Raw genomic sequence first — 13254 nt, forward strand, 5'->3', positions numbered from 1 at the left:
CCACCTCACCAGCCCCGACCCATGAAAGATCGAGGCTAGACCGACGACCGGCCGCGCCTCTCCAGACCGGCCCCCCTCCGCGCTCACCGACCGCCGCCCCGCCTCTGGCGACGACGTCTGCTCTGTCCTCGGGGGACGACCGGTGTCAGCCGGCCGCGCATCAGTCGAAACTGTAGAACAGCCGCTCCATCACCTTGCGGGCGCGGCGGGCACTGCCCAGGTAGTCCTCGGTGAGCTGCTGGGAGTTTCCCGGCCGATAGCCCATCAGCCGGGCCGCCGCCTCCAGTTCGGAGCGGTCCGCCGGCAGTGCCTCGGCCGTCCGACCCCGGTAGAGCATCACGGCCGAGCGCAGCTGGGTCGCCATCGTCCACGCGGTCTCCAGGATCTGAGCATCCTCCTCCCCCAGCAGGCCCGCCTGCGCCCCTGCCCGCAGCGCGGGCAGCGTCGACGTCGTGCGGAGCTGCTCGTGGGTGTGAGCATGCATCAGCTGCATCAGCTGCACTGTCCACTCCACGTCGGACAGACCGCCGCGCCCGAGCTTGATGTGCCTCTTGGGGTCCGCGCCCCGCGGCAGCCGCTCGTCCTCCATGCGCGCCTTGAGACGGCGCATCTGGCGCAGCGACGACTCCGGGACCGACGACGGGTAGCGCAGCGGGTCGATCAGACTTCGGAAGTCCTCCCGCAGCTGGGCGTCCCCGGCGATCGTCCGCGCCCGCAGCAGCGCCTGGGCCTCCCATGGCTCCGACCAGTTGGCGTAATAGCTGCGATACGAGTCGAGCGCTCTCACCAGCGGTCCCGACTTGCCCTCGGGCCGCAGGTCGGCGTCGACGTCGATCGGCAGGCTGACCGCCGCGGATCCGAGGTCCGAGGTCAGCCTGAGTGCGACCTTCTTGACATGGGCTGCTAGGTGGGCGCGCGCGTCTGCGTCGAGGTCCGAGTCCGCCGCGCGATAGGCGAACATGACATCGGCGTCCGAGTAGTAGCCGATCTCGGCGCCGCCCAGTCGGCCCATCGCCACGACCGCGAACTCGTAATCGGGAGGCTGCACGGTGGCGTCGAGCTCGGCCCTGGTCGCCGACAGTGCACCGTCGATCGCCGCGTCCATCAGCCCGGACAGCACCGAGGGCACCTCAGCCCGGTCGAGCACCTCGAGGATGTCGGCCAGCGCCGTGCGCAGGACCTCCCGGCTGTACAGGGCGCGGATCGCGGAGGCCGCTCCCCCGCGATGACGTTCGAGCAGACCCGCGATCTCGGTCTCCACAGCGGTGATCCGGCGCGGCTGCAGGCGGCGGTGATCGTCGAGCCACTCGACCGCTGTCGGATTGTGCAGCAGCAGATCGGTGGCGAAGCCGGACAGGGACAGCACCTGGGCCATCGACTTCGCCGCCAGCCCGGAGTCGCGCAGCATCTTCAGATACCAGGCGGAACCGGACAGCGAATCCGACAGCCGTCGGAAAGCGAGCAGGCCGGCATCCGGGTCGACTCCGTCGGAGAACCAATCGAGCAGCGCGGGCAGCACCTGCTTCTGCACCATCGCCGACCGGCTCACTCCGGTGGTGAGAGCCGCGATGTGCTTCATCGCCGGCTTGGGCGCGCGATATCCGAACGCGGACAGCCGCTCCTGGGCGGCTGCCGCCGACATCAGGCCGACCTGCGCCGCGGAATCGAGAATCGGCCGGTAGAAGATCTGCTCGTGCAGTGCGCGCACCCGCCGTGCGTGGGCGCGCCGCTCCTCCGTCAGCCGCGCGATCGAGCGGTCGCCGCCGCCGTAGACGCTGCGCGCGAGCATCCGCAGCTTGGACTCCTGGGTCGGCAGCAGCGCAGTGCGCTGCATGCGCGGAATCTGCAGTCGGTGCTCGACCACCCTGAGGAACTCGTACGACTCGATGAACGCCGCGGCATCCTCGGAGGCGATGTAGCCGCATGAGCCGAGTGCCTCGAGCACCCGCAGGGTGTTCGGCATCCGAATCCGTTCATCGTCCCGGCCGTGCACGAGCTGAAGCAGCTGGGCGGAGAACTCGACATCTCGCAGACCCCCGGCTCCGAGCTTGATCTGCCGGTCGGCCTCCCGCCCGGGAATCAGATCGACCACCCGGACGCGCATCGCCCGGACCTGCTCGATGAAGCCCCCCCGGCGCGAGGCGGTCCACACCAGCGGATTGAGAGTGTCGTACCAGCTCTGCCCGAGTTGACGATCGCCCGCGATCGGACGCGCTTTGAGGAGTGCCTGGAACTCCCAGTTGTGGGCGATGTTGAGATAGTAGTGCTCGAATTCGTCGAGTCTGCGCACGAGGGGCCCGTCGCGGCCTTCCGGGCGCAGAGCCGCGTCGATCTCCCACAGCGCCGGCTCGCTGTCCATGCCGCTGACGGTCTCCATCGTCCGCTGGGCGAGCTGTGCCGCGGCCGTGGCGCCGGCTTCCGGCGCAGCGCCCTCCGCCGAGGCCCAGCAGAAGACGACGTCGACGTCGCTGACGTAGTTGAGCTCACGCGCTCCGCACTTCCCGAAGCCGATGACGGCGAGTCGGAGTCCAGCGGCCTCCGGGATCTCGGCCCGGGCGATCGCCAGTCCTGCGTCGACCGCGCCTGCCGCCATGTCGGAGAGCACCGCGGTGACATCCTCGATCAGCCGCTCCGGCGCCGCGGAGCCGAGGTCGTCGGCGGTCAGGCGCAGCAGCAGATCGCGGTACGCGCGCCGAAGCGCGCCCACCGCCTCGGACCCGGTGATCCCCGCCGTCGGCGCCTCCGCGTCGGGGTCCGCGCGGACGGCGGCGAACATGGCTGCCCGGATGCTCTCGGGCAGGGCATCATCAGTGCCGATGAGCACACTGTCGCCGTCGCCGGCGAGCAGCCGGACGGAATTCGGCCAGCGGACCAGATGGTCCACGCTGGCCTCGGAACCCCCGGCGATGTCGCACAGCCGACGCAGGAACGCCGGGTTCTGCGCAGCGGCGACGAACTGCGCGGCCGTGCCCGCGCCCGCAGCCGCCTCGGCGACCCGCAGCACCCCCAGCGCCGCGGCATCGGGATCCGCTGCCGCGGTGAGAAGGTCCTCCGTGCCCGGAACGGCCAGCACCTCCGCGTGCAGCAGCTCGTCGGCCTCCAGCAGGAACCTGCGAGCCCGGGCGGGGTTGCCGAAACCGCCGCCGGCGGCGGTGCGGGCCGGATCGCCGCGGCGGATGGACATCATGGTCTCCCGGGCGCCTTCACATCGGGCCGAAGTGCCGGTTCAGCTCGTACTCGGTGACCTGAGCGCGGTAGCCGTCCCACTCCTCGCGCTTGTTGCGCAGAAAGAAGTCGAAGACCTCCTCGCCCAGCGTCTCGGCTACGAGCTCGCTGTCCTCCATCCGGGCGATCGCCTCGTCGAGACTGGCAGGCAGCGAGTCGATTCCCATCGCCCGGCGCTCGTTGTCGCTGAGGTTCCAGACATCATCCTCGGCCTCGGGCGGGAGCTCGTACCCCTCCTCGATCCCCTTGAGCCCTGCGGCGAGCAGCACCGAGTAGGCGAGGTAGGGGTTGGCGGAGGAGTCCATGCCCCGGTACTCGATGCGCGCCGAGGAGGACTTCCCCGACTTGTACTGTGGCACCCGCACCAGCGCGGAGCGGTTGCGGTGGCCCCAGCAGATATAGCTCGGCGCCTCGTGCCCGGTCCAGATGCGCTTGAAGGAGTTGACGTGCTGGTTGGTCACCGCGCTGATCTCCGCAGCGTGCCGGAGCAGTCCCGCCACGAACTGACGGCCCGTCTGCGAGAGCTGGTACTCCCCGCCCGCCTCGTAGAACGCGTTGTTCTCGCCCTCGAAGAGCGACACGTGCGTGTGCATCCCGTTGCCGGGGTGATCGGACAGCGGCTTGGGCATGAAGGAGGCGAACACGCCCTGCTCGATGGCGACCTCCTTGACCATCGCCCGGAAGGTCATGACGTTGTCGGCCATCGTGAGCCCGTCGGCGTAGCGGAGGTCGATCTCGTTCTGCCCCGGCCCCGCCTCGTGGTGGGAGAACTCCACGGAGATGCCCATCGCCTCGAGCGTCTGCACGGCGGTGCGCCGGAAGTCGTTGGCAGTGCCGCCGTTGACATGGTCGAAGTAGCCGGCGGTGTCGACGGGAACCGGAGGGCGGCCGGACAGGTCGCCGGATTCGAACAGGTAGAACTCGATCTCCGGATGGACGTAGAAGGTGAATCCGCGCTCGGCGGCCCTGTCCATCGTCCGCTTGAGGACGTGGCGGGCGTCCGAGGCAGCCGGGTGGCCGTCGGGCGAGTAGATATCGCAGAACATGCGGCCGGTGGGCTCGGATTCGCCGCGCCAGGGAAGCAGTGAGAAGGTCGCCGGGTCCGGGCGCAGCACCATATCCGATTCGAAGACCCGGGCGAAGCCCTCGACGGAGCTGCCGTCGAAGCCGATGCCCTCGCCGAAGGCACCTTCGAGCTCGGCGGGGACGATCGCAACGGACTTGAGCTGACCGAGCACGTCGGCGAACCAGAGTCGGATGAAGCGGACGTCGCGGTCCTCGACGGTCCGCAGCACGAACTCCTGTTGACGTCCCATCGACGCCATCAGCTGTTCCACTCCCGGTCCTCGGCGTCCCATTCGGCAGAGCGCGAAGCGGCGCGATCGAGCGCAGCCCGGGCCTGGGCCTCCGTGTCGTAGGGTCCCATCCGGTGCTCCCACGTGCTCTGGGGCCCCTTCTCCACCTGCTTCGTCTTGGTGTTGTACCAGTACTTCTCGGGGGATGCCGACTGCTCGTCCGCCATCTCAGGTCTCCTTCAGCTCCTCGTGCCCATCCCGAGGAGCTGATCGGCGCTGCGGCCGCACCCTCGGCGATGCTCTGCACTGTGGTCGACAGGTCTGCCGCCCAGCCTATCGCCTCGCCCCCACGCCGGGCACCGAGCCTGAACAGCGCCAAAGGTTTGCCCCGGAAACCTTTGGGCCAATACAGTGTGATCACCGGTCGGCACTGCTGAGGAGTGGTCAATGAGGATTGCAATCCCGAAGGAAGTCAAGAACAGCGAATTCCGAGTGGCCATCGCCCCGGCAGGAGTGCACGGCTTCGTGCAGCGCGGCCACGAGGTCTTCGTCCAGGCCGGTGCCGGGCTCGGCTCGGCGATCACGGACGAGGAGTACGCCGAGGCGGGGGCCACCATCGTCGAGGACGCGCAGCAGACCTGGGAGTCCGGAGAGCTGGTGCTCAAGGTCAAGGAGCCCGTCGCCGAGGAGTACGGCTACCTGCGCCGGGACCAGATCCTGTTCGCATACCTGCACCTGGCCGCCGACCAAGCTCTGACCACCGCGCTGCGTGAGGCCGGGACCACCGCGATCGCGTACGAGACGGTGCAACCCGAGGGCGGCGGCACTCCGCTGCTGGCCCCGATGTCGGAGATCGCCGGCCGGCTCTCGGTCCAGGTGGGAGCCCACACTCTGCTCAAGCACAGCGGCGGCCGCGGGATCCTGCTGTCGGGCGTGCCGGGCGTGGGCCGCGGCAAGGTCACCATCATCGGCGCCGGGGTCGCCGGAACCAACGCGGCTCGGGTGGCGATGGGAATGGGCGCCCGGGTCGAGATCATCGACATCAACATGGACCGGCTGCGCTACCTCGACGAGATCTACGGCGGCAGCCTGCAGACCACCATGTCCAACGCCTACGACATCGGCCTCGCACTGCAGGACTCGGATCTGGTCATCGGCTCGGTCCTGATCCCGGGCAAGCGCGCGCCGAAGCTCGTCACCGACGAGATGGTCGCGGGAATGAAGCAGGGCTCGGTGCTCGTCGACATCGCGATCGACCAGGGAGGCTGCTTCGAGAACTCCCGCCCCACCACGCACGACGACCCCACATTCACGGTGCACCGGTCCGTCTACTACTGCGTGGCGAACATGCCCGGAGCCGTACCGACCACCGCCACCGCCGCGCTGACCAACGCGGTGATGCCCTATGCGGTCTCGATCGCGGAGAAGGGCTGGCGGCAGGCGATGCAGGGCAATGCCGCGCTCGCGCGCGGTCTCAACTGCCACGACGGACAGGTCACCAATGCGAACGTCGCAGAGGCCTTCGACCTGGACCACGTCGAGCCCGCAGCGGTGCTCGGCGGCTGAGGCGCCGAGCTCAGGAGTCGAGCATCGTGGTGGCCCGGAAGTGCTCCTCGCACAGCCTGCCGGCCGCCTCGGCGTCGCCTGCTGCGATCGCGGCGACGATCGCCTCGTGGTCCATCCGCGCCCGTGCGAAGAGCTCGGCCGAGAACGGGTCGTGCCGAAAGCCGGTGTTGATCTGCCGGTCGAGGTCCACCGCGATCCTGACCAGCTCCGGGTTGTGGCCGGCACGCGCGATCGCATGGTGGAGGCGCGCATCCGCCTCCCGAGCTCCGGCCGCCTCTGCGTGCAGGACGTACTCCCCTGCCAGCGCCCGCAGCTCGGCGAGCTCCTCGTCGGTCCGCCGCAGCGCGGCCAGATGCGCGAGACGGTTCTGGATCACTGCGCGCGCGTCGAGCAGGTGGACACGGGCACGGTGGAAGACCTGCAGCCGGTCCTCGACTCCTGCCAGCGCACCTTCGTCCCGCTGCGCGACGAAGGTGCCGCCACCGCGCCCCCTGCGACGGGTGATGAACCCGCCCCGCTCCAGCCGGTCCAGGGCTGCGCGGACGCTCGAGCGGGACACCTGCATGGCTGCCGCCAGTTCCCGCTCGGGCGGCAGCGCAGACCCGACCGGCAGCGCGCCGACTGCGATCGACGACATGATGTGGTCGGCGATCTGCTGGGGAGCGGACGTCATGACGACGACGTCACCGAGTCCGGACAGCTGCGTGCTCATGGATCCTCCTGCCGACGGTCACCCCATCATAAGCGCCGTCATCAGCGGCGGAGCCGCCCTGCAGGTCGGCGTGCCAAGAGATTAGACTGGCCTCATCATGACTACACACGCACCGCTGGGCACCCTCACCAAAGGCACCGTCTCCCCCCTCCGCGACGTTCCCGGTTCGATTCCGCGACCCGAGTACGTCGGTCGGGCCGTTCCGGACGAGGGCCGCGGCGGGGACATGTACACCGACGAGGAGATCGAACGGATCCGCGCCGCCGGCCGGATCGCTGCGAATGCCATGGCCGAGGCGGGCAGGGCGATCGCGCCCGGCGTCACCACCGATGAACTCGATGCGATCGCCCATGAGTACATGTGCGATCACGGCGCGTACCCGTCATCGCTGGGCTACCGCGGATTCCCCAAGTCCATCTGCACCTCGGTCAACGAGGTGATCTGCCACGGGATCCCTGATTCGACCGTGCTCGCCGAGGGCGACATCGTCAACCTCGACATCACCGCCTACAAGGACGGTATGCACGGCGACACCAACTACACCTTCTGCGTGGGCGAGGTCGACGAGGAGTCGCGGCTGCTCGTCGAGCGCACCCACGAGGCCATGATGCGCGGCATCAAGGCCGTCGGACCCGGCCGCGAGATCAATGTGATCGGTCGGGTCATCGAGAAGTACGCGGGCAGGTTCGGCTACGGCGTCGTCCGGGACTACACCGGCCACGGCGTGGGCCGTGAGTTCCACTCCGGTCTCATCGTCCCCCACTACGACTCCGCACCGGCGCACAGCCAGGTCATGGAGCCGGGCATGGTCTTCACGATCGAGCCGATGCTCAATCTCGGCACGGAGCGGTGGGAGAGCTGGGACGACGACTGGACGGTCGTGACCAAGGACCGCAGGCGCTCGGCGCAGTTCGAGCACACCCTGGCGGTGACCGAGACCGGCGCCGACATCCTGACACTGCCTGACGAGAGCACTGCGATCTTCAACGGCCCTGCGGCCTGACCCGAGAGGCGGACCATGACCGGTTTCCTGGACAACGACGCACCGTACGGCATCGGCGTCGACATCGGCGGCACCGGGATCAAGGTGGGAGTCGTGGAGCTCGCAACCGGTGAGCTGCCCTTCAAACGGGCCCGCGTGCTCACTCCCAAGCCGTCCACTCCCGAGTCCGTGGTCGCCGCAGTCGCGGACGCCGTCGAGCAGGTCATCGACACAGCGGTGCGGAAGAAGGTCGTCGCCCGGGCGAAGGACCTGTCCGAACTGCCGTTGGGGGTGGCCTTCCCCGGAGTCGTCAAGAACGACATCGTGAAGTTCACCGGCAATCTCGATCCGAGCTGGATCGGCGAGAACCTGCCCGCGATGATCTCCGCCGCCACCGGGCGCAGCTGCTTCATCGCCAACGACGCCGACGCCGCAGGCCTGGCGGAGATGTCCTTCGGGGTCGGACGTGACCACCGCAAGGAGCTGGTCCTCATGACCACGCTCGGAACCGGGATCGGCACCGCGCTGTTCTACAACGGGACGCTGGTGCCGTACACCGAGCTCGGTCATCTGGAGATGAACGGCGGCAACGCGGAGAAGCAGGCGGCCGAGTCGGTCAAGGTCCGCGAGGGCCTGAGCTATGCCCAATGGGCGGAACGCCTGCAGCAGTACTATTCGATGCTCGAGCTGCTGTTCACGCCCGACCTGTTCATCGTGGGCGGCGGCGTGTCCAAGAGCCACGACCAGTTCCTGCCGCTGCTGAATCTCAAGACTCGGATCATGCCGGCCGAGCTGCGCAACGAGGCCGGGATCGTCGGCGCGGCCTACCTCGCCGCCAACGACGGCAGGGCCCGCATCAAGAAGCGCTGAGGGGAGGACAGGCCGCCTGTACGCCGGGTTCTGTGCGCGGGCCGGTCACCCGGATCCGCGCGACGGTCATCTGTCTAGGGTCGCCGTTGCCGACGACCTCGAGCGATCCACCCGGCAGCTCGGGCGAGCAGCCCTCGAACACTGCCTGTCTGATCTTGCTCCCGGCGGGGTTTGCCCAGCGATTCCGGTCACCCGGAACCCTGGTGGTCTCTTACACCACCGTTTCACCCTTACCGGTGCGCGCTCGCGCACCGGCGGTCTGCTTTCTGTTGCACTTGCCCGCGGGTCACCCCGGGTGGGAGTTACCCACCGCCGTGCTCTGCGGAGCCCGGACGTTCCTCGTCAGCCTGTCGGCTGCCGTAACCGTCCGGCGACCTGTCCTCCCGGCCATTGTACCGCCGACTCGGTCCCGGCCGACGGGAGTGCCGCGAGCCGGCGGACTACGATGGTGACCCGTGATCATTCTCCTGCCGCCTTCGGAGGGCAAGACTCCCGCCTCTGCCGGACCCCTGCTCGACCTCGCCCAGCTGAGCCTTCCCGCGCTCAGCGGACCGCGCACGGAAGTGCTCTCCTCGCTCGCCGAGGTGTCGGCGGCTCCCGACGGTCGTGAGCGCCTGGGTGTGGGGGCCGGTTTGGTGGAGGACGTGGAGCGCAACACCCGGCTCGCCCGGATTCCGTGTGCCCCCGCGCTGCAGACCTACACCGGAGTCCTCTACGGAGCACTGGGGCGCCTCACCCCCACTGCTCAGGCCCGCCTCGACGATGTCTGGGTGTCCTCGGCGCTGTTCGGGATCGTGGGAGCTCTCGACCCGATTCCCGCCTACCGCCTCGCGATGAAGACACGGCTGGGCGAGCACGGTGTGCTCTCCTCGTGGTGGAAGCCGCAGCTCACCCCGGTGCTCGACGTGGAGTTCGCCGGTCGCCTGATCCTCGACTGCAGGTCAGCGGACTACCGGAAGTCGTGGCCGGGACCCCCCGAGCGGACCGCGCTCGTCAACGTCTTCACGGAGAAGAACGGCAGGCGCACAGTCGTGTCCCACAACGCCAAGCACACCCGCGGAGAGCTCGTCGGCAGGCTGCTGCGCAGTCGTGCGGCGCTGCCCGGGGACTTCGCCGGCCTGGTGAAGGCCGTCAGGCGCTCCTATCAGGTCGAGTTCACGCCACCGCGGGGCAGCCGCCCCGCGGCTCTCGACGTCATCATCCCGGGCTGAGGTCACGGGCGAACCAGCACGGCTTCGCACTCTTCGCACTCCACTGTCTCGCCCTGTCCTCCGGAGGTGAGCCGCGACTGCGCCATGCCGCTGAGCTCAGCGCCGCAGGCTCCGCAGGAGCGCTGCACCACGATCGCGGCTCCCACCTCACCGGCGGCTTCGCGCGCGGCGACGCGCGCCCGCAGGGACTCGGGCAGCTCGCCCTCCCGGGCAGCGCGCTGCGAGTGCAGCTGCGCCGCCTCGGCGTCCAGCTCGGCCGACCGCGCCGCCCGCTCCGTCTGGAGCCTCCTGCCTTCGGCGGCGAGCTCGGTGCCGGCCTCGCGCAGGCGCGCCAGCTCGGCGTCGAGCTCTTCGATCTCGCCGAGGAGTTCGAGCTGCTCGTCCTCCTTCGACGATCTCGTCGCGCGGGCCGTGTCGATATCGCGCTGCAGTGCCAGCAGGTCCCGCGACGTCAGGCCGACCCCGGCGTTGAGCTTGGCCTCCAGCTCGATGATCGCCTGACCTCGCGCCGCGACGTCGCGCTCGAGCCCTGCTGCCCGCTCGACCCTCGCCGCGCGCTCGGACTCGAGATCAGCGATCCGGGCGGCGTTCGCCTTGTGCTCCCCGGCCAGAGCGCGCAGCCGCTCGACCAGCTCCGCCTGCTTGGCGGCATTGGTGACCCGGCGCAGCTGAGTGCTCAGGTCGATCCAGTCGAGCAGTGCCCGGTGTTCGAGGTCGGTCAGCTGCATCAGTCCTCCTGCGGTTGCTGGTCGATCCGCATCACCCAGGGATCAGTGGGGATCCGCGAGACTGTGATGTCCAGGTCGAGCCCGGCGGTCTCCGCAGCACTCGACAGCTGGTCGGCGGCCCGGTCGAGCCACAGAGCCTCTGCGGCCCAGTGGGAGATGTCGATGAGATGAGGCGTGCCGCCCGTGCGGTGCGCGGTGTCCCGCGCCTCGCTCGCTGGATGGTGTCGAAGGTCCGAGGTGACATACACCTCCGCCCCGGAGGCGCGCACCTCGTCGAACAGCGAATCGCCGGCACCACCGAGGGCGGCCACCCGGGTCACCGTCGCAGCGGGATCGCCGGCGATGCGCACCCCGGTGGCGGTCGGGTCGAGCACCTCCGCCAGCCGCCGGGCGAGCTGCTCGACCGCGGCCGGCGCCGGGAGATTGCCGACCCGTCCCAAGCCCACGCCCTCAGGAGCCGTCGCACTCTGCACGAGCGGCACGGAGGCACGCACTCCGAGGGCTTCGATGAGGACATCGGAGACTCCCCCGACCACCGAGTCGGCGTTGGTGTGGGCGTTGAACTGCGCGATGCCCGCTCTGATCAGGGCGCTGACCGCGCCGCCCTTGAGAGTTCCCGAGTGGACACTCGTCACCCCGCGCAGCAGCAGCGGATGGTGGGTGAAGAGCAGATCGTACTCCCCTGCCACGGCTTCCTCGACGACTGCATCCGTGGGGTCGAGAGCCATGAGGATCCGCTCGGCCTCTGCCCCTGGGTCGCCGACGGCAAGCCCGACCGTGTCCCAGCCCTCCGCATACGCGGCCGGCCACAGCTCCTCGCACAGGGCGATGACGGATTCGACAGTCGTCGCGTTGCTCATGGCCCCAACCGTAGTACACCTCACACAGCGATTTTCGAATCGGACGGGGCAAGCGCTAGTTTTACCCCATGACTACGATCTCAGCGCTGCGATCCAGCACCATCGCCGACACCGTGCGCCGGACGGCCCGTCGCTCCCCCGACCGGACGGCCATCGAATTCCGGGACCGCACGTGGTCCTACGCCCAGCTCGACTCCGCCGTGACCGCATTGGCCCGCCACCTGCTCGCGCTGGGCCTCGAGCACGGCGACCGCGTCGGCGCCTACGGCAAGAACTCCGACCTCTATGCGCTGGTCTTCCTGGCCGCCGCACGCGCGGGTCTGATCCATGTGCCGATCAACTTTCAGCTCAAGCGCGACGAGCTCGAGTACATCCTCGACAACTCCGGCGCCTCCGTGGTGATCGCCGACTCCGACCTCGCCACGGAGGTCGAGGCGACCGAGTCGGGTCGGACAGCACGGGTGCTCCACTTCGACAGCCTGATCGACATCGCTGCCGCTGCCGACACCCCGCCGGCCGAGGTCGACGAATTCGAAGTCAGCGACACCGATGTCGCCCAGCTGCTCTACACCTCGGGGACCACTTCGCTGCCCAAGGGCGCCGTGATGACGCACCGGGCACTCATGCACGAGTACATCGCCTGCCTCGATGCGCTCGACTTCTCGGCCGACGACCGACAGGTCCATGCGCTCCCGCTGTACCATTCTGCGCAGATGCATGTGTTCCTCATCCCCGCGCTGATGAAGGGCTCCTACAACATCATCGTTCCAGCGCCGGTGCCCGGAGAGCTGCTGGAGCTCATCGAGCAGGAGAGGATCAACACCTTCTTCGCCGCTCCGACCGTGTGGGTCGCGCTGGTCAACCATCCGGAATTCACCACCCGCGACCTCAGGAGTCTGCGCAAGGCGTACTACGGCGCGTCGATCATGCCCGGGCCGGTGCTGCACCGACTGCGTGAACAGCTGCCCGAGCTGGGCTTCTACAACTGCTTCGGACAGTCCGAGATGGGTCCGCTGTGCACCGTGCTGCGCCCGGAAGAGCACCGGGATCGGCTGGGTTCCGCCGGTCGGGCGACGATCTTCACCGAGACGCGCGTCGTCGACCCGTCCGGCAACGACGTGGCGCCGGGCGAGCAGGGCGAGATCCTCTACCGCTCCCCGCAGCTCTGCGAGGGCTACTGGAACAAGCCCGAGGCCACCGAGGAGGCGTTCCGCGGCGGCTGGTTCCACTCCGGAGACCTCGTCATCCAGGACGAGGAGGGGTTCATCGAGGTCGTCGACCGGGTCAAGGACGTTATCAACACCGGCGGCGTGCTCGTCGCGAGCAGGCAGGTCGAGGACGCGATCTTCGAGCTGGACAACGTTGCCGAGGTCGCCGTCGTGGGTCTTCCCGACGACAAGTGGATCGAGGCGATCACCGCCTACGTCGTGCCGAAGGGCGAGATCACGGCCGATGAGGTCATCGATCACGTCAGGCAGCGCCTGGCCGCCTTCAAGGTGCCCAAGGGTGTTCACTTCGTCGAAGAGCTGCCGAAGAACTCGGCGGGCAAGATCCTCAAACGCTCCCTGCGCACCGGCTGAGGGGTCGCGCCGGCCGAGGGGTCAGCCATCATTCCTCGGCCTCGGCCGCACCGGCGCCGAACTGGAAGCGCCGGAAACCCGATCACGTGCCGCGCGGGAGTGACCCCGCAGTGTGGCATACTGGTCACGCCGTCGAGGACGGCGCGGGCCTATAGCTCAGTTGGCTAGAGCATCTCGCTTACACCGAGAGGGTCGGGGGTTCGAGTCCCTCTGGGCCCACCAAAT

General features: G+C 68.9%; 11 protein-coding genes, 1 tRNA gene and 1 other RNA gene. 6 read left to right on the plus strand and 7 right to left on the minus strand.

Translation table 11 applies throughout. The features are described 5' to 3' along the window. Nucleotides 1-160: 160 nt before the first annotated feature. The 3 genes from LXN01_RS07015 to LXN01_RS07025 are packed head-to-tail and all read right to left on the minus strand — an operon-like array spanning nt 161 to nt 4747. On the minus strand, nt 161-3187 hold the full coding sequence (locus LXN01_RS07015) for a bifunctional [glutamine synthetase] adenylyltransferase/[glutamine synthetase]-adenylyl-L-tyrosine phosphorylase (RefSeq protein ID WP_236863915.1): 3027 nt from the start codon (nt 3185-3187) through the stop codon (nt 161-163). Between the two features lie 16 nt (nt 3188-3203). Then, nucleotides 3204-4541, minus strand: a complete 1338-nt coding sequence (locus LXN01_RS07020) for a glutamine synthetase family protein (protein WP_236864110.1) — start codon at nt 4539-4541, stop codon at nt 3204-3206. 8 nt (nt 4542-4549) lie between these two features. Continuing rightward, nucleotides 4550-4747, minus strand: a complete 198-nt coding sequence (locus LXN01_RS07025; protein ID WP_236863916.1) for a hypothetical protein — start codon at nt 4745-4747, stop codon at nt 4550-4552. A gap of 220 nt (nt 4748-4967) precedes the next feature. Between LXN01_RS07025 and ald the strand changes: the two genes are divergently transcribed. Continuing rightward, complete coding sequence (gene ald, locus LXN01_RS07030; RefSeq protein ID WP_236863917.1) at nt 4968-6086, plus strand: alanine dehydrogenase; 1119 nt, start codon at nt 4968-4970, stop codon at nt 6084-6086. Between the two features lie 10 nt (nt 6087-6096). Here ald and LXN01_RS07035 read toward each other — a convergent pair whose 3' ends face one another. Then, complete coding sequence (locus tag LXN01_RS07035) at nt 6097-6798, minus strand: FadR/GntR family transcriptional regulator (protein ID WP_236863918.1); 702 nt, start codon at nt 6796-6798, stop codon at nt 6097-6099. A gap of 97 nt (nt 6799-6895) precedes the next feature. Here LXN01_RS07035 and map point away from each other — a divergent pair, with 97 nt between their 5' ends. Then, the gene (gene map, locus LXN01_RS07040; protein ID WP_236863919.1) at nt 6896-7801 is read left to right on the plus strand and encodes a type I methionyl aminopeptidase; all 906 of its coding nucleotides are present in this window, start codon (nt 6896-6898) and stop codon (nt 7799-7801) included. 15 nt (nt 7802-7816) lie between these two features. Further along, entirely contained in the window at nt 7817-8650 is an 834-nt protein-coding gene (ppgK, locus tag LXN01_RS07045) for a polyphosphate--glucose phosphotransferase (protein ID WP_236863920.1), read from the plus strand. Between the two features lie 3 nt (nt 8651-8653). Here ppgK and rnpB read toward each other — a convergent pair. Continuing rightward, nucleotides 8654-9029: RNase P RNA component class A (gene rnpB, locus LXN01_RS07050), an RNA gene on the minus strand. A 76-nt stretch (nt 9030-9105) separates the two neighbouring features. Between rnpB and LXN01_RS07055 the strand changes: the two genes are divergently transcribed. Continuing rightward, on the plus strand, nt 9106-9861 hold the full coding sequence (locus tag LXN01_RS07055; RefSeq protein WP_236863921.1) for a YaaA family protein: 756 nt from the start codon (nt 9106-9108) through the stop codon (nt 9859-9861). Nucleotides 9862-9863: 2 nt separating this feature from the next. Here the strand turns inward: LXN01_RS07055 and LXN01_RS07060 are convergent, their stop codons facing one another. Beyond that, the gene (locus LXN01_RS07060; protein WP_236863922.1) at nt 9864-10589 is read right to left on the minus strand and encodes a zinc ribbon domain-containing protein; all 726 of its coding nucleotides are present in this window, start codon (nt 10587-10589) and stop codon (nt 9864-9866) included. Beyond that, nucleotides 10589-11449 (minus strand): Nif3-like dinuclear metal center hexameric protein, encoded by an 861-nt coding sequence (locus tag LXN01_RS07065; protein ID WP_236863923.1) that lies wholly within the window; start codon nt 11447-11449, stop codon nt 10589-10591. The genes LXN01_RS07060 and LXN01_RS07065 overlap by 1 nt, the downstream gene beginning before the upstream one ends. Before the next feature lie 68 nt (nt 11450-11517). Between LXN01_RS07065 and LXN01_RS07070 the strand changes: the two genes are divergently transcribed. Continuing rightward, complete coding sequence (locus LXN01_RS07070; protein WP_236863924.1) at nt 11518-13029, plus strand: fatty acyl-CoA synthetase; 1512 nt, start codon at nt 11518-11520, stop codon at nt 13027-13029. Between the two features lie 145 nt (nt 13030-13174). Beyond that, a tRNA-Val gene (locus LXN01_RS07075) sits at nt 13175-13251 on the plus strand. The last annotated feature ends 3 nt before the right edge of the window (nt 13252-13254 follow it).

Source organism: Brevibacterium daeguense (assembly GCF_021729135.1).
Classification (GTDB): domain Bacteria; phylum Actinomycetota; class Actinomycetes; order Actinomycetales; family Brevibacteriaceae; genus Brevibacterium; species Brevibacterium daeguense.

What these genes read in the sequence shown, in the direction of transcription:
- LXN01_RS07025 (WP_236863916.1), bottom strand. Translation starts at nt 4,747, where the DNA reads ATGGCGGACGAGCAGTCGGCATCCCCCGAGAAGTACTGGTACAACACC.
- LXN01_RS07070 (WP_236863924.1), top strand. Translation starts at nt 11,518, where the DNA reads ATGACTACGATCTCAGCGCTGCGATCCAGCACCATCGCCGACACCGTG.
- LXN01_RS07060 (WP_236863922.1), bottom strand. Translation starts at nt 10,589, where the DNA reads ATGCAGCTGACCGACCTCGAACACCGGGCACTGCTCGACTGGATCGAC.
- LXN01_RS07015 (WP_236863915.1), bottom strand. Translation starts at nt 3,187, where the DNA reads ATGATGTCCATCCGCCGCGGCGATCCGGCCCGCACCGCCGCCGGCGGC.
- ald (WP_236863917.1), top strand. Translation starts at nt 4,968, where the DNA reads ATGAGGATTGCAATCCCGAAGGAAGTCAAGAACAGCGAATTCCGAGTG.
- ppgK (WP_236863920.1), top strand. Translation starts at nt 7,817, where the DNA reads ATGACCGGTTTCCTGGACAACGACGCACCGTACGGCATCGGCGTCGAC.
- map (WP_236863919.1), top strand. Translation starts at nt 6,896, where the DNA reads ATGACTACACACGCACCGCTGGGCACCCTCACCAAAGGCACCGTCTCC.
- LXN01_RS07020 (WP_236864110.1), bottom strand. Translation starts at nt 4,541, where the DNA reads ATGGGACGTCAACAGGAGTTCGTGCTGCGGACCGTCGAGGACCGCGAC.
- LXN01_RS07035 (WP_236863918.1), bottom strand. Translation starts at nt 6,798, where the DNA reads ATGAGCACGCAGCTGTCCGGACTCGGTGACGTCGTCGTCATGACGTCC.
- LXN01_RS07065 (WP_236863923.1), bottom strand. Translation starts at nt 11,449, where the DNA reads ATGAGCAACGCGACGACTGTCGAATCCGTCATCGCCCTGTGCGAGGAG.